This is a genomic window from Burkholderia thailandensis E264 (assembly GCF_000012365.1).
GTDB lineage: Bacteria > Pseudomonadota > Gammaproteobacteria > Burkholderiales > Burkholderiaceae > Burkholderia > Burkholderia thailandensis.
Window position 1 is genome coordinate 1,486,977 of the sequence record NC_007651.1, and the last position, 16,095, is coordinate 1,503,071.

The window sequence follows — 16,095 nt, forward strand, 5'->3', positions numbered from 1 at the left end:
TCAGATTGGAAAGCTAGGCTCGCTCGTTGCGCCGAGCCGATGGATTTCGATTTCGTCGATGCACCGATTCGTTGCTGTGTGCCGGCCGATTTTCAACTGTCCGGGCGATCTCTTCGAGGCGCGATCCGCTGCGCGATTCGCCATCCGGCATGCGATAGTACATTACGCGTCCAACGAACAGCCTTCAGGAACGGCCGCGCGCGATTGCCGCGCACCCGCCCGAGCGGCCGCGCGGCCGGCGTCGCGAGCTGCTCGACGACGGCCTCCGGCGTCGTGAACATGCGCAGCCGCCAATCCCAGTACAACGGGTAGCGCAGCAGCGCGCCGGCGGTCAGCATGTCGAGCGTCAGCGCGCGCTCGCGCCACGGCAGCGGCGCGAGCGCGTCGCGCGTCAGGCCCCATCCCGCATAGAACGGCAATCCGTATGTGTAGACGGTCTTGCCGCGCAACAATGCATCGAAGCCCGCCAGCGACGAGAGCGTATGCACTTCGTCGGCCGCCTCGATCAGCGACAGCAGATCGGACTCGGCATCGACGACGTCGGCGAGCCGCCGCGCGTCGACGAGGCCGTCGCGATTGCCCGATAGCACGTCCGGATGCGGCTTGTAGACGATGAACGCATCGGGGCGGCGCGCGCGGACTTCGCGCAGCAGCGCGTCGGCCGTGGCGAGCGCGCGCGTGCCGAGGCGGATCGACGCGTCGTCGGCGACTTGCCCGGGCACGAGCGCGACCGGCCGTCCCGCAGGCCGCGTCCACGCCGGCGCGCGGCGCCCGAGGTTGTACTTCGTGATGCCGTGGCGCACGATGCGTTCGCGGAGCGCGGCCGCGCGCGCGAGCTCGGCGTCGGTGAAATCGGCTTCGTTGAAAAGGGTCGTCAGATCGCTCGGCCGGCTCGCGTCGAAATAAAGTCCGCGCCGGTCGATCGCCTGGCTATACGGCGCGTTCATGTCGGAGCCGAGTCCGAGCGAATGGATGAAGCCGTCCTCGATGCGCACGTGCGCGACGCCGGGAGCGAGCCCTTGCGCGCTGCGCGCTCCCCAGAACGCCGCGCATTCGTTCGCGCGCACGGCCGCGGGCGCACGCGTCCAGCGCAGTCTGCCCCCGCCTGCGGCGAGGAACGGCGTCGCGAACGGCCGTTTCCAGCGCTGGAAACGCACGCCGACGATTCGCTCGAGATCCTTGAACCGCTGCGCGACAGCATGCTGGAGCTCGATGCCGTCGAGCACGGCGGACAGGCTGCCCGGCGCGTGCGTCGCGGGATCGAGGTAGTGTGCGATGCGCACGAACACGACTTCGAACAGCGCGCCGAGCGTCGGGCGCGCGCCACGACCGGGCAGCGCGCGGCGATCGTCGGTGAGGCCCCAGCCCGCATAGTACGGTGTCCCGAATACATGCGTGCGAACGCCGGCGAGGAGCGCGCTCATGCCCTCGGACGCGTCGACGACGTAGACGTGATCGATGTGCCGCAGCAAGTCGGCGAGCGAATACGGCGGCGCGACGAGTTGCACGCCGTGCGGCAGCGCGTTCGAAGCCGCGGATAGCCAGCGGCCCGTCGCGACGTCGCCGCTTCGGATCATCCAGAATGCCGCATCCGGATGCGCGGCGCGCGCCGCCTGCATCATCGCTTCGAAATCGTTCGAACGCCCGTGCGCGGACGCATGAACGTTCGCCGATGTCGTGCGTCGCTCGTCGATCAGCAGCACGCGCGTGCGGCGCGTGGCGATGTCGATCGCGACGGGCGCGCGTGCTGCGCGTCCGCGCAAATGCAATGCGTCGGCGCGCAATACGCGTTGCATCAGTGCGGCGATTTCGGGGTTGCTGCCGGCGCACGGATGTGCGGCAAGCGCATCGGCGATCGCGTCGGCGAGCGCCCGAGGGCCGCTCGCGTCGGCCGGTACGCTGAACCACGAGCGCAGCGGCGCGCCGCGCGCGTCGGGCGCCGCGATCGGTCCGGGCCACGCGGCGCGCGCACGGATGCCGGCGATGCGCGCGACGCGCAGCGCGGCACGCCCGCTCCAGTGATCGAGCCACAGGCAATTCGATCGGCGCGCGAGCCAGCTCGCGAGCCGTGAGCCGCGCGTAATGCCGCGCAAGTCGAATCGGGGGGCGGTGGGCGCGGCCATCTAACCCAGCGATGCGATGAAGCGGTCGACGATATCGAAATGCGTCGCCCAGGTCGGCGCGCGAAAGCCGGCGATGCGATCGAGCTGCGCGCGCCGCTCGGGGCTGTCCGCGCGCGCGTACGCTTCGATGCGGGCGAGCCACCCGGGACCGTCGAGCGGATCAAGATAATCGGGAACGTTGGCCGCGATTTCGCGAAACACGTGAAGCTCGCTCGCGAGCACGGGCACGTTCGACGCGAGCGCTTCGACGAGCGGCATGCCGTAGCCTTCCACGAACGACGGGAAGAGCAGCGCGCGCGCGTGCTGCAGCCATGCATGTAGTTTGTCATCCGAACAATCGGATTGCTCGATCACCGCGCCGCGCAGGCTTGCGCAACGCTCGAGCATGTCGATCACGTTTTCGCATTCCCAGCCGCGCCGGCCGATCACGACGAGTTTCGGCGCGGCGTCGCCGAGGCGTTCGACGAGCCTGCGCCACACATGCAGCATGAACCAGTGATTCTTGCGCGGCTCGATCGTGCCGAGCATCACGAAGTACGGCGACGCGAGCGGCGCGGCCCGCGCGGGTTGCGGCTCGGTGCCGCCCGCGAGCGGCGCGACGATGGCGGGCGGCAGCGCGAGCGCCGCGTGTTTCGCCTCCTGCGCGAGCGAGTCGAGCGTCGCCTGCGAATTCGCGATGAGGCCGTCGGCGTGACGAAGGGCAGTGTGGATTCGCCTGCGGTGCACGCAGTCGACGCCCGGGCGGCTGTACTCCGCGTGCGTCAACGGAATCAGGTCGTGGACCATGAATACCGCGCGGCCGCCTCTTCGCCGCATCGCCTGGTAATAGCGCGGGTATTCCATTCCGGTGTGGCTCGTGTGCAGTAGCGTCGAGCCGGCGGGCGCGGGCCGCAGCCGGTCGACGGTCCACGTGCGGGCGAGCAGGCGCGCGATGTAGCGCCGGTCCGGGCGCTGCGCGAGCAGCATTGCAAACGCTCGCTGCGAATCGGCTTCGCTTAGCACGGCGGAGAAGCCGTATTCGCTCAGCATGCCGCGCGCGCGGGCGCCGTACCGCTCGACGTACGCGAGGCCGACGCGATCGACCCCCGTCGGAAGCAGCCCCTTGTAGCACCGGCTTATCAGGCGTGTGACGTCCAGGTAAATATGTGTCACAGGGATGCAATCTTTCGATGAGAATACGAATCGCTTGGATGATCTTTACGCGTGCAATCGGACAACTATTCGCGCGCGGCTGGCCTTTTTCCGGAGTGCGTTTGCAATAGGAGACAGTTGATGCTGAAATATTCTATTGCATCTCCAAAAGTGCGACAATTTTCGCCTTCGCCTACATCTGGGGCTCAACGATACATGTCACGTTTGTCTTGCAGTGCTTCCTATGTCGCGCTTGCAGTCAGCGCAGCCTTGCTCGTAGGCTGTTCGAGCATCGCCAGCTCGGGCCCCAGCCGATTTCAGATCGATCGGGCGCCGAGCCACTCGCAGGACGAAGCCCAGGTCCGGGCGAATCTTCCCGCCATTCAGGTTGTCGACGTGACCGACGGCGTTGCGCGTCAGCTTTACACCGAGCGTCGCCACGGCGATTTTTCCTCATTGCTCGGCAACGATGCGCGCTTCCAGCAGCAACTCGGCGTTGGCGACACCATCGAGGTATCGATCTGGGAGGCGCCGCCCGCGACGCTGTTCGGCGTCGCGCAGACGAGCGACGCCAAGGCGGGTGCAACCAACGCGAAGGTGACAGTGCTGCCCGATCAGGTGATCGACGGCGACGGTACGATCAACGTCCCGTTCGCCGGGCAGATCAAGGCCGTGGGCCATACGCCGGCCGAACTGCAGCGCATCATCGCGGCGCGGCTGAAGAACATCGCGCATGATCCGCAGGTGCTCGTGAAGTTGTCGCGCAATGCAACCTCCTACGTGACGATCGTCGGCGACGTCGCGAAGAGCGACCGCATGCCGTTGTCCGCGCGCGGTGAGCGGCTGCTCGATGCGCTCGCGGCGGCGGGCGGCGTGCGCCAGCCCGTCGACAAGATCACGATTCAGGTGACGCGCGGCAACGTCGTCGCGTCGCTGCCGCTCGAGTCGGTGATTCGCGATCCGCGGCAGAACGTGCCGCTGCGCGCCGGGGACGTCGTGACGGCGCTGTTCCAGCCGTACAGCTTCACGGCGCTCGGCGCGACCGGCAAGAACGAGGAAATCAATTTCGAGGCGCAGGGCATCACGCTCGCGCAGGCGCTCGCGCGGGCGGGCGGCCTGCAGGATGCGCGCTCCGATGCAACCGGGGTCTTCATCTTCCGGCTCGAGGACGCGAACGCGCTCAAGTGGCCGAACACGCCGGTGCGCACGACGGCCGACGGCAAGGTGCCCGTCGTCTACCGGGTGAACCTGCGCGATCCGAGTTCTTTTTTTGTCGCCCAAAGTTTCATGATGGACAACAAGGACCTGCTTTACGTATCGAACGCACCGATCGCCGAGTTGCAGAAGTTCCTGAATCTCGTGTTCTCGGTCGCGTATCCTGTCGTGACGGGCGTCCAGACCTTCAAGTAAGTATGTAACGCGCGCGACGCGGCGGCCGTAGGTGCCGACGCCGTTTGCGGCGCGCGCGATGCGAACGGCCCGTTTGGCATCAGCAGCGGGCGGCGACGATATGGCAACGCGTTGGACGGAGGACGTACGGCGGTCCGAATGCGCGAGGCCTCGGGGCGTTCGTCGCAATGCGCGGCCGTCGGGGCCGGGCGGCAAGCGAGCCTGCACGTCATGATCAGCATCTATCCAGAGCAGAGAGCAGCACGCTTCGAGTTCATGGTCCGATGATTACTTCTTACGCACAAAATTTCGAAGACGTGATGTTGTGGCGCGCGCTCGCGCATGTCGAGCACGGCTTCTACATCGATATCGGCGCGCAGGACCCGCGCGTCGATTCCGTCAGCCTCCTTTTCTACGAGCGCGGCTGGCGCGGTATTCACGTCGAGCCCGTGCCGCGCTACGCCGAAGCGCTGCGGCAGCACCGGCCGGACGAGACCGTGATTCAGGCGGCCGTCGCGAATCAGAACGACGTTTTACGGTTTTACGAAATTCCGGGGACCGGCATTTCGACCGCAGCCCCGGACATTGCCGCCCAGCATCGCGAGCGCGGCTTCGAGTCGCGCGAAATCGTCGTGCCGTGCACGACGCTCGAATCGATCTTCGAATTGGGCGCGGGCCGCGACATTCATTGGCTGAAGATCGACGTCGAAGGATTCGAGCGGCAGGTGCTCGAGAGCTGGAACGGCGCGAGCGAGCGCCCGTGGATCGTCGTCGTCGAAAGCACATGGCCGATGACGCAGATCGAGCGCCATGACGAATGGGAATCGACGCTCGTCGGGCTTGGGTATTGCGCGGTCTATTTTGACGGCTTAAACAGATATTACGTTTCGGAGCGGCACGGCGAGCTCAAGCAGGCGTTTCATGCGCCGCCGAACGTATTCGACGATTTCGCGCTGAGCGGCGAATCGAATGCGCCATTTCATCGCCAAATCGTCGAGCGCGATCGGGCGGCGCTCGATGCGGCCCAGGCCGAATTGCGGCGGCTCGACGAGGATAGCCGGGCGCGCATTCTCGCGCTGAACGACGAACTCGAATCGGCGAGCGCGCGCAGCGCAGAGCAGGCGCGCGTGACGCTGGAAAAGGCGGTGGCGGCCGAGCAGGCATTCCGTCAGCAGGAGCAGCAATGGGCGGCTCGCGACCGGGAGCGATCGTACGAGCATGCCTTACTCCGGACAAAATTGGAGGATACGCTCAAGAGTGCGGTGCTGCGCGAGCAGGATGCGCGGCGGCAACTGCTCGAAGCGTCCGCGAAGGCCGACGCTGCACTCGCTGCGCAGGCAAGCGAGCATGCGCGGCGAGAGCGCGAATGGCAGGCGGCGCGCGTCGAGCACGAGCGCCGTCTCGCCGATGCGATGCAGAGTGCGCAGAGCGAGATTCGCTTGCATTCGGAAGCGCTGCGGCAGCGCGATGCGCAAACCGAGGACAAGCTTGCGCGGCAAGCGCTGTCGCTTCGTAAGGAAGCGGAGGCGGAGCGTTCGCGGCTCGCGGCGGTTCATGCGCTGACGCTCGCGGAGCTGCGCCGTGCGCACCTGGATGAACGCGAGACGCAGCGCGCGGCCGTCGAGCGTTTGCAGGCGGCGCGCGCGGCGCTCGAGATGCGGCACGAAGTCTTCGTACGCGATCTGGAGCAGGAAAAAACAACATTGGCCCAGCGATACGAGAATTTGCTGCGAGAATCCGAAGGGCAGCGGATTCGTCGCGAGCAGCAGGCGGCAAGCGATTTATCGTTCTTGCAGTCGCGGCTCGACCGGCGCAACGGCGAATACGACGAGCTGAGATCGAAGTACGAGGCCGAAGCCGATGCCCATGCGCGTCACGCTCACGCGCTCGCCGAGCGGAACGCGGAATACCTGTGGGAAGGATATCGCCTCGGGCGTGCGGAGCGGGCGCGAGGCTGGTTTGCGAGAGCGTTTTCCTTCGTGGGCCGCGGCCCGAAGCTCGACGTGCGCTATCTCGCGGCGCCGATCGAAGCGAAGTGCGACGCGGCTTCGGCGAAACATCGTGTGGATCGCATGAAAATGTTGAAAATAAATTTCCAGCCGGAATTCGTCGTTCGGGAAGACGGGAAGTACAACCTCGACGATTTTCTTTCGCTGCACGACAGGAATTTCGTGCGTGCCGCGTATCTCGCGCTGTTGAACCGCGAACCGGACGAATACGGCGAGCGGCACTATCTGAGCCGCGTCAGGGCGGGCGTGAGCAAGATTCAGATCCTGTCGGACATCCAGAAATCGAAAGAGGCCCGCAAGCGCGGCGCGAAGATCGCGCATCTGAAGGGCGCGGTCTTCGTGAACAAGCTGTTCGGCATTCCCGTGATCGGCGGCCTGATTCAGGGCACGTGTTTCTTTTTCAGCGTGAATCGTCACCTGAAGGATCTCCGCGCGCTCGAAAATCACTTGATCCGGATGGGAGAGGAGATGCAGCAGCACTATCAGGGCTACGTGGAATCGTCGATCAAATCGCAAGGAACGGGGAGCGGCAAATGAAGATCCTGACGCTCAGCACGTATCCCATCGGAACGCCTGCGCACGGCGGCCAGCATCGAGTGGCGAACATCGTGCGGGTGCTGCGCGACGCGGGGCACCGGGTGCAGACGGCCGGCGTGCTCGGCAGCGACCAGTACGCGCCGGAAGAAGGTTTCTGCCCGTATCCCGGACATGAGCCGATGCGCGAGTACATCGACAATCCGCTGCTGATGGAGGACTGGGCGATCGGCCGCCTGTTCGCGGACGACCGCGGCGCGTACGACTCGCTCGCGAGCCTGATCGAACCGGACCCGGATCTGATCCTGATCGAGAACCCGTGGCTTTTCGATTTCGCGAAACGTTTCGTGTCCGAAAGAAAGTTGAGCAAGACCGTGCTCCTCTACAGCTCGGAGAACATCGAGAGCCAGCTTCGCCACGACATCGTCGCGCAATATCTGAACCTCGACGCCGCGGCGAAGGCGCGTGAGCTGATCCTCGAGACCGAACTGAAGGCGCTGCGCGAAGCGCACGGCGTGTGCGGCGTGTCGCGGGAGGACCTCGCGTGGATGCAGACTCGCACGTCGGCGAAGTGCGTCCTCGCGCAGAACGGCGTCGCGCGCCGCACGACGACGGCCGAGGGTCTCGCGCAGGCGAACCGGATCGCGCAGCATCGCAAGGTCGCGTTGCTGTGCGGCTCCGCGCATCCGCCCAACATCACCGGCTTCTTCGAGATGTTCGGCTCGGGTGTCGGCTGCATCGCGCCGGACGAGTCGCTCGTGCTCGTCGGCGGCGTCGGCCCCTCGATCGTCGCGGATCCGCGCTTTCATCGCACGGCGGGCCTCGCGCGCGCGACGATCTCCGCGGGCGTCGTATCCGAGGAGTGCCTGCAGGGCCTGCTTTCGATCGCGCACACGATCATCCTGCCGATCACGCATGGCGGCGGCACCAATCTGAAGACGGCCGAGGCGCTGTGGGCCGGCAAGAACATCGTGGCGACGTCGGTTGCGATGCGCGGCTTCGATGCATTCGCGAACGCGCGCGGCGTATCGATCGCCGACGACAGCCGCGGCTTCGTCGCCGCGCTGCGCGAATCGATGGCCGCGCCGCCGTTGCGGCTCACGCACGACGAGCGTGCCGCGCGCGCATCGGTGCTGTGGGACGAGACGCTGCGCGGGCTCGTCGACTACGTCGCGGGCCTCGCGCCGCGCGCGTCGTCCGCGCCGAAGCCGCAGCGCGAATTGCAAAGCCAGAGCTGAAGCACGCAGACCGTGCCGATTCGCCACGACGCCGCCGGTTCGCGGGCGGCGGCATCCGGTAGTGAACCCAAGGATCACGCATGTCGCAAAAGAATGCCCCACTGATTTGGATGAATGTCACGACCAGTGCGAACTGGAATCGTCCGCCCGTCGGCATCGTTCGCGTCGAGCAGGCGCTGTGCAAGGAGCTCGAAGCGATGTACGGCAAGCATCGCTTCAGGAAGTGCGTGTGGCGTGAGGGGCAATTCATCGAGTGGACGGAGCCTGCCATCGGGCGTACGGCCGAGATCGACGACGCCGTCGACATGATGCTGCCGCGCACCGAATCGTTCGATTTGTCGCGCCGCTTCCTGTATCGCGCGCTCGACCTGTTCGGCAAGCGGTCGCCGGCGCGGGACGGCGCGCAGAACGTCCGGCTCGACGTGCCGGTCGGCGACCAGCAGTACCGGCTCACGCCCGCGGCGGGAGACATCCTCGTATCGATCGGTCTCGACTGGGATCAGTCGTATTCGTCCGAGTTCTACAACTTGCGCAAGAAGAAGGGCATCCATGTGATCACGTGCTGCTATGACCTGATTCCTGTGCTGTTTCCACAATACTGCGTAGGCGACGTGTCGAGCCGCTTCAAGGAGTACTTCAACTTTCTCGCGTGGGGCTCGACCGCGGTGCTGTGCATCTCCGAGCAGACGAAGAAGGACTACCTCGATCTCTGCAACCGGATCGGCTCGCCGATCCGCCCGTCGCACGTGATTCCGCTCGGCGACAACGTGCCGACGGGCGACGGCGACGTCGGGCCGCAAGTGCAGGAGGTGCTGAGAACGCCGTTCATCCTGTTCGTGTCGACGATCGAGCGCCGCAAGAATCACGAGATCCTCTACCGCGCGTATCACCGGCTGTGCCGGGAAGGCCACGGCCGCAAGCTGCCGAAGCTCGTGTTCGTCGGGATGCCGGGCTGGGGCGTCGGCGATCTGCTGAAGGACATCGAGCTCGATCCGCTGACGCGCGATCTGATCGTGCAGCTCAATCACGTGACCGATCACGAGTTGATGCAACTGTACAAGCACGCGTTCTTCTGCGCCTACCCGTCGCTGTACGAGGGCTGGGGGCTGCCCGTCGGCGAGGCGCTCGCGATGGGCAAGGCGGTGCTGAGCTCCGATCAGGGCTCGCTGCCCGAAGTGGGCGGCGATCTCGTCCGCTATCTGCCCGCGTGGGATGTGCAGGCGTGGGCCGACGCGATTCTCGAATGGTGTTCGACGCCCGCAAAGATTCACGAGGTCGAGCAGCGCGTGAAGAAGGGGTATCGCGTGCGCACGTGGACGGGCACGGCCGAGGTCGTGAAGCAGGTGATCGACGGCATCGCGGCGGCGGGCGCGGACGCGCGCACCGTCATCTATCCGGGCTACGACTGCAGCACGCAGATCGGCGTGCATGCAGGCTCGGGCCTGAAGGGCACGGGCAACGACGGATTCCTGATGTTCGGCCCGCACCGCGCGATGACGGCCGGCGACTATACGGTGAAGATATTCGGCACGCCGGACGAGGAGAAGGACGCGAACCTGTCGTTCGACTTCGTCGCGAACGAAGGAAGGCAATGCCTCTGGCGCGGCGACGTGCGCGTGCCGCGCGCGCGCAGCGATGCCGAATCGCTGGTCGTCGAGTTCGACATCGACGTGAAACAGCACCTGGACGACTTCGAGGTGCGCTGCATCGATCACGGTACGCAGATGCAACTGACGAGAATGGAAATAACGAAGCGGTAGAAGGTATCGAGCGCGTCGGCCCGGCGAGTGCTTCGTCCGGCCGCGCCGGGCATGATGGACACCAATCTAGTGAGTCAACAATGAGCGTCATTGCAATTATCACCGGCATCACGGGCCAAGACGGGGCTTATCTCGCTCAACTCCTGCTCGACAAGGGCTATGTGGTTCACGGCACCTATCGCCGCACCAGCTCGGTCAACTTCTGGCGCATCGAGGAGCTCGGCATCGGCGCTCATCCGAATCTCCATCTCGTCGAATACGATCTGACCGACCTGAGCGCGAGCATCCGCCTGCTGCGGACGACGGGCGCGACGGAAGTTTACAATCTTGCCGCGCAAAGCTTCGTCGGCGTATCGTTCGACCAGCCCGTCACCACCGCGGAGATCACCGGCATCGGCCCGCTGAACCTGCTCGAGGCGATCCGGATCGTGAATCCGGCGATCCGCTTCTATCAGGCGAGCACGTCGGAGATGTTCGGCAAGGTGCAGGCGATTCCGCAGACGGAGACGACGCCGTTCTATCCGCGCAGCCCATACGGCGTCGCGAAGCTCTATGCGCACTGGATCACGGTCAACTATCGCGAAAGCTACAACATCTTCGGCTGCAGCGGGATTCTGTTCAATCACGAATCGCCGCTGCGCGGCCGCGAATTCGTCACGCGCAAGATCACCGACAGCATGGCGAAGATCCGCCTCGGCAAGCTCGACGTGCTCGAGCTAGGCAATCTCGACGCGAAGCGCGACTGGGGCTTCGCGAAGGAATACGTGGAAGGGATGTGGCGGATGCTGCAGGCCGACAAGCCCGATACCTACGTGCTCGCGACGAACCGGACCGAGAAGGTGCGGGACTTCGTCGGCATGGCGGCGCGCGCGGCGGGCTTCAAGCTTGCATGGGAAGGCCGCGAAGAAAACGAAGTCGGGATCGACCTGGGCTCGGGCAAGACGATCGTGAGGATCAATCCGAAGTTCTATCGGCCGGCCGAAGTGGATCTGCTGATCGGCGATCCGAAGAAGGCGCGCGACGAGCTCGGGTGGGCGCCGGCCACGACACTGGAGCAGTTGTGCCAGATGATGGTCGAGGCCGACATCCGGCGCAATGAAACAGGGTTTTCCTTCTGATTTATGGCAAAAGTTCTGATTACCGGGATCGGCGGCTTCACCGGGCGGTATCTCGCCCGGCGGCTGACGCAGAGCGGGCACGACGTGTGCGGCATCGTCCATCGGACGGGCGTCGAGCTCGAATGGCGCGCGCACGTCGCGGATCTGCTCGATCGCGGCCAGCTCGCGGAAGTCTTCGAGCGAGAACGGCCCGATGCGCTCGTGCATCTGGCCGCGATCGCATTCGTCGCGCACGACGACGCGAGCGCGATCTATCAAACCAACGTCGTCGGTACACGGAACCTGCTCGATGCGCTGGCGTCGTCGTCTCACGCGCCGCGCTCGGTGCTGCTCGCGAGCAGCGCCAACGTTTACGGCAACACCGATCGCGAATGGATCGACGAGTCGGTGCCGCCCGCGCCCGCGAACGATTACGCGGTCAGCAAGCTGTCGATGGAGTTCGTCGCGAAGCTCTGGTGCGACCGGTTGCCGATCGTCGTCGCGCGGCCGTTCAACTACACGGGCGTCGGTCAGGCGGCCAATTTCCTGCTGCCGAAGATCGTGTCGCACTTTCGCTCGCGCGCGCCCGTGCTCGAACTCGGCAATCTCGACGTGATTCGCGATTTCTCGGACGTGCGCGCGGTGGCCGCCGCCTATGAGAAGCTCATCGGCGGCGCGTTCGCCGGCGAGACGTTCAATGTGTGCTCGGGCGTCGGTTATTCGCTGCAGGACGTGCTCGCGATGGCCGAGGAACTGACGGGCTACCGGCCTGAAATTCGCGTCAATCCGAATTTCGTGCGCGCGAACGAAGTTCGCAAGCTGATCGGCAACGGCGCGAAGCTGCGTGACGCGATCGGCGAGCCGCTGGCGATCCCGCTGCGCGACACGCTCGCCTGGATGCTGGAGCGTACCGCTTGAAGCTGATTCTCGCGGTGGACGCGATCGTGCCGCCGCTGACCGGAATCGGGCGCTATACGTGGGAGCTCGCGAAGCACTATTCGATGCCGGACAGCGGGCTCGAGTCGATTCGCTATTTCTTCGCGGGCCAGTGGGTCGGCGATCCGCGACTCTTGCTCGATGGGCCGCCGAGAGGGCGCGCCGCGCGCCGCAAAGGCTGGTGGCCGCGCGTGTCGGCCGGCTTGCGCCAGTGGCGCGAGCAGCGCGCGATTCGTGGGCACGTGTTTCATACCCCCAACTATTTCTTGCCGGACTGGGTCGAGGGCGGCGTCGTCACCGTGCACGACCTGTCGGTCTTGAAGTATCCGGAAACACATCCGGTCGAGCGTATCCGCCACTTCGAGCGCGGCTTCGCGTCGACGCTCGCGCGCGCCGCGCACATCATCACGGATTCCGAAGCGATTCGTCGCGAGGTGGCCGACCGCTTCGGCTGGCCGCTCGCGCAGATCACGTCGGTGCGCCTCGGTGTGGCGCCGGAATTCGGGCGCCGCGAGCGCGCGCCGCTCGTCGGGCCGCTCGCGCAATATGGTCTCGCGCCCGGCGCCTATACGCTGTGCGTGTCGACGCTCGAACCGCGCAAGCGGATCGACGCGCTGCTCGCCGCCTATGCGGCGCTGCCGGCGGCGCTGCGCGCGCGCTACCCGCTCGTGCTCGCCGGCAGCGAGGGCTGGCTGAGCGATGCGTTGCGCGAGGGCATTGCGCGCGGCGAACGGCAAGGGTGGCTGCGCTATCTCGGCTTCGTGCCGGAAGCGGCGTTGCCGCTGTTGTACGCGGGCGCGCACGCATTCTTTTTTCCGTCGCGCTACGAAGGATTCGGGCTGCCCGTGCTCGAAGCGCTCGCGAGCGGCGTGCCGACGCTCACATCGAACTGCTCGTCGCTGCCGGAGGTCGCGGGCGGCGCCGCGTGGCTCGTCGAGCCGGGCGATCACGACGCGTTGCGAGCCGGCATCGAGCATGTGATGTGCGACGAACCATGGCGGGCGGCGGCGATCGAGCGGGGGCTCGAGGTCGCGAGCGAAACGACGTGGGCGCAGTGCGCGCGCCGAACGCTCGACGTATGCCGCCGCTTCGCGTGAATCAGGAGGCTTCGGCGAGCGTCGCGACGAGCGCTTTCAGTTGATCGGCGCTCGCCGACCACGTGATCGGCTCGATTCCGGTGCTCGTCGGCGCGGTGCCGGCCGCTAGCCGCGCGAGCCACGCCGACAGTTCACGCGCGAGCGCGCCGCCGTCCGTTGCGCGGAAGTACGTCGCATGGTTTCCAGCGACTTCCCTGAACACGTCGAGCTCGCGCAGGAATAGCGGCTTGCCGTGGCGCGCCGCCTCGACGATCGGCAGCCCGAAGCCCTCGGCCTCGGAGGCCATCACGAGCCCGTCCGCCTGCGCGTACAGGGCTTCGAGGCGGACGTCGTCCGCGTCGTGCAGCCAGAACAGCTGTTTGCCGTTCTGCACGTGCCGCCGCAGGCGCTGCACGATGGGCTCGACGTGCCAGCCGGGCGCGCCGACGACGACGAGCGTGACCTCGGCGCCGTCGCGCCACAGCGCATCGAACGCATCGAGCACCTGCGCGTGTCCCTTGCGAGGCTCGATCGTGCCGACCATCAGCAGCAGCGGACGCGCGGCGCCACGGCACGGCCCCGATTGCGCGGGCGTCGATGCCGGCGCGGCGTGAGCTTGACCGAGCGTTTCCGCGCCGAGGTCGAACGAGCGGATCGCGATGTCCGCGCTCGTCAAGCGGAAACGGCGCCGCATCAACTCGCCGGTTTCCCGTGCGACGGTGCGCGAGATGCACCAGAGCTCGTCCGCATGCACGGCGAGCGTCGACAACCAATGCCGGAACGAACGCCGCGCGCGTGGCGTGAACCAGTGCGGATGCTGGAGCGGCAGCAGATCGTAGACGATGAACGCGCAGCGCACGCCTTGCCGCTTCCACGCGAGCAGGTCGCGCTGCCGTCGCGCTACGATGCGGCTCGTCAGGTCGAGGCCCAAGAATACGTCGCCGTTCCGAACGCGCACGATTTCGCCCGGCGCGTGCGGCGCGGTGCGCTGCGGCTCGCCCGCATTCGGCGCGAGAAAGCGGTCCGCATAGCGATAGCGCGTCTTGCGCGTCGCGCGGATCGGGCGCACGTCGAAGCCATCGGGCGGCGAGCGCAGCAATTGCGTGAGGAGCGAGCGGACGACGCGCTGAATACCCGTGCCCGCGTCATGCGCGGCGATGATCGACACGTCGACGAGCAGTTGCCGCCGCTGCGCATCGGGCGAGCACGCCGCTTCGCGGCCGCATGCGCCCACCGCGCGCCGCGCCGCGCGCGCGAGGCGCGGCGCGCCCCAGATCGCGGCGGATTGCAGGACGGCGGCTTTCAGCGTCCGGCTCAAGCTTCGGACGCCGGCGCGGCGCGCGTCATCATGCGGTGCTTTCCTGATAGAACGTGTACGCATCTTCGACCGAGTCGAACGAATGCAGCTTGCCTTCGATCAGCACGGATGCGCGGTCGCAATGCTGCCGGATGTAGCTCGCGTCGTGGCTCACGATGATGAGCGCGCGATCCTTGCGCTGCTCGAACAACTCGTGGTGACACTTCGCGTGAAAGCGGCTGTCGCCGACGGCGACGATCTCGTCGATCAGGAAGCAGTCGAACTCGATCGCCATCGAGATCGCGAACGCGAGACGCGCGCGCATCCCGGCCGAGTAGCTCTTGACCGGTTCGCGCAGGTAGTAGCCGAGCTCCGAGAATTCCTGCACGAACGGTTCGGCCGCCTTCGGATCGGCGCCGTAGACGCGGCAGATGAAGCGCAGATTGTCCATGCCGGTCAGGCTGCCCTGGAACGCGCCGCCGAACGCAAGCGGCCAGGACACGTTCATGCTGCGCCGGATGCGGCCCTCCGTCGGCAACTCCGCACCGCTGATCATCCGGATCAGCGTCGACTTGCCGGCGCCGTTGCGCCCGAGGATGCCGACCTTCTCGCCTTGCTTCACGCGCAGGTCGATCCGGTTCAGCACGCGGCGCATGCCTTGCCGCGTGTGATAGTCCTTGCAGACCCGCTCGAGCTCGATCATTCCGGCTCCACCTTGCGGCCCGCGTCGCGCACGCAGTACAGGCCGATCAGCAGCAGGATCAAGTCGCTGAACACCATGTAGCGGATGCTGTAGTGCGGCGTGACGAGCGAGCCGAAGTAGCCGCCGCGCAGCATTTCGGTGCCGTGCACCATCGGCAGCAACAGCACGGCTTTCTGGAATTTCTCGGGCAGCCACGACACCATGAAGATCGAGCCCGACAGCGGAAACATCAGGTAGGCGACCGTGTGCCAGATACGCTCGACCGCCTCGCTGCGCTCGGACAGCGCGCCGATGATGAGCGCGAGGCCGGAGCCGAACACGGCGAGATGCAGCCATGCGCCGAGGATCATCATCATGTTTTCGGGCGGATGCATCATGCCCGCGATGATGAAGAAGATCGTCAGGAACGTAAATGACATCGTCGCACCGGAGATCTCGAGCAGCAGGCGTGCGAAGAAGAAGTCGATCACGCGCACGTTGCGGTGATAGAGGAGCGCCTGGTTCGGCAAGATCGCGAGCGCGCAGCGGTTCGCGCAGTTGCGCCACAGCAGCACGGGCGAGTAGCCCGTCACAGCAAACGCGGTGATCGGCAGCGTCGAGCCGTGCGTCGCTTTCGTCATCGTCCAGAGGCCGAGCACGCCGAGCGTGAACATCATCGGCTCGAAGAAGATCCACAGGAAGCCGATGTTGTGGCGGCCGAAGCGCGTCAGGATCTCGCGCATCAGCAGCGCGCCGACGACGCGCGCCTGGATCGCGAGCGAACGGGCGAACGGAGTGTCGTGATGTGCCATTGCCGGCCGGT

General features: G+C 66.1%; 12 protein-coding genes. 7 read left to right on the plus strand and 5 right to left on the minus strand.

Annotation, left to right across the window (positions count from 1 at the left end; all coding sequences use genetic code 11):
- Positions 1 to 92: 92 nt before the first annotated feature.
- Complete coding sequence (locus tag BTH_RS18950; protein ID WP_009908794.1) at positions 93 to 2,123, minus strand: capsular polysaccharide biosynthesis protein; 2,031 nt, start codon at positions 2,121 to 2,123, stop codon at positions 93 to 95.
- Positions 2,124 to 3,275, minus strand: a complete 1,152-nt coding sequence (locus BTH_RS18955; RefSeq protein ID WP_009889290.1) for a glycosyltransferase family 4 protein — start codon at positions 3,273 to 3,275, stop codon at positions 2,124 to 2,126.
- A gap of 195 nt (positions 3,276 to 3,470) precedes the next feature.
- Here BTH_RS18955 and BTH_RS18960 point away from each other — a divergent pair, with 195 nt between their 5' ends.
- From BTH_RS18960 to BTH_RS18990, 7 genes are all read left to right on the plus strand, one after another.
- A complete protein-coding gene (locus tag BTH_RS18960) occupies positions 3,471 to 4,664 on the plus strand; it encodes a polysaccharide biosynthesis/export family protein (RefSeq protein ID WP_025369785.1) in 1,194 nt (397 codons plus the stop codon).
- 263 nt (positions 4,665 to 4,927) lie between these two features.
- Positions 4,928 to 7,189 carry an FkbM family methyltransferase gene (locus tag BTH_RS18965; protein WP_009889294.1) on the plus strand — a complete coding sequence of 754 codons (2,262 nt, stop codon included), beginning with the start codon at positions 4,928 to 4,930 and terminating at the stop codon, positions 7,187 to 7,189.
- A complete protein-coding gene (locus BTH_RS18970; protein WP_009889296.1) occupies positions 7,186 to 8,424 on the plus strand; it encodes a glycosyltransferase family 1 protein in 1,239 nt (412 codons plus the stop codon). The genes BTH_RS18965 and BTH_RS18970 overlap by 4 nt, the downstream gene beginning before the upstream one ends.
- 110 nt (positions 8,425 to 8,534) lie before the next feature.
- Positions 8,535 to 10,184, plus strand: a complete 1,650-nt coding sequence (locus tag BTH_RS18975; RefSeq protein WP_223297034.1) for a glycosyltransferase family 4 protein — start codon at positions 8,535 to 8,537, stop codon at positions 10,182 to 10,184.
- An 80-nt stretch (positions 10,185 to 10,264) separates the two neighbouring features.
- The gene (gmd, locus tag BTH_RS18980; protein WP_009889299.1) at positions 10,265 to 11,302 is read left to right on the plus strand and encodes a GDP-mannose 4,6-dehydratase; all 1,038 of its coding nucleotides are present in this window, start codon (positions 10,265 to 10,267) and stop codon (positions 11,300 to 11,302) included.
- Between the two features lie 3 nt (positions 11,303 to 11,305).
- Positions 11,306 to 12,199 (plus strand): NAD-dependent epimerase/dehydratase family protein, encoded by an 894-nt coding sequence (locus tag BTH_RS18985; RefSeq protein ID WP_009889301.1) that lies wholly within the window; start codon positions 11,306 to 11,308, stop codon positions 12,197 to 12,199.
- The gene (locus BTH_RS18990) at positions 12,196 to 13,314 is read left to right on the plus strand and encodes a glycosyltransferase family 4 protein (RefSeq protein WP_009889303.1); all 1,119 of its coding nucleotides are present in this window, start codon (positions 12,196 to 12,198) and stop codon (positions 13,312 to 13,314) included. Before BTH_RS18985 ends, BTH_RS18990 begins: the two co-directional genes overlap by 4 nt.
- Position 13,315: 1 nt before the next feature.
- On the opposite strand, the gene BTH_RS18995 is transcribed toward BTH_RS18990, so the two are convergent.
- Genes BTH_RS18995 through BTH_RS19005 form a run of 3 tightly spaced genes read right to left on the minus strand, consistent with a single transcriptional unit; the run spans position 13,316 to position 16,084 of the window.
- Complete coding sequence (locus BTH_RS18995) at positions 13,316 to 14,611, minus strand: glycosyltransferase family 4 protein (protein ID WP_009889304.1); 1,296 nt, start codon at positions 14,609 to 14,611, stop codon at positions 13,316 to 13,318.
- A 28-nt stretch (positions 14,612 to 14,639) separates the two neighbouring features.
- The gene (locus BTH_RS19000) at positions 14,640 to 15,293 is read right to left on the minus strand and encodes an ABC transporter ATP-binding protein (protein ID WP_009889305.1); all 654 of its coding nucleotides are present in this window, start codon (positions 15,291 to 15,293) and stop codon (positions 14,640 to 14,642) included.
- Entirely contained in the window at positions 15,290 to 16,084 is a 795-nt protein-coding gene (locus tag BTH_RS19005) for an ABC transporter permease (RefSeq protein WP_009889307.1), read from the minus strand. Before BTH_RS19005 ends, BTH_RS19000 begins: the two co-directional genes overlap by 4 nt.
- Between the last annotated feature and the right edge of the window lie 11 nt (positions 16,085 to 16,095).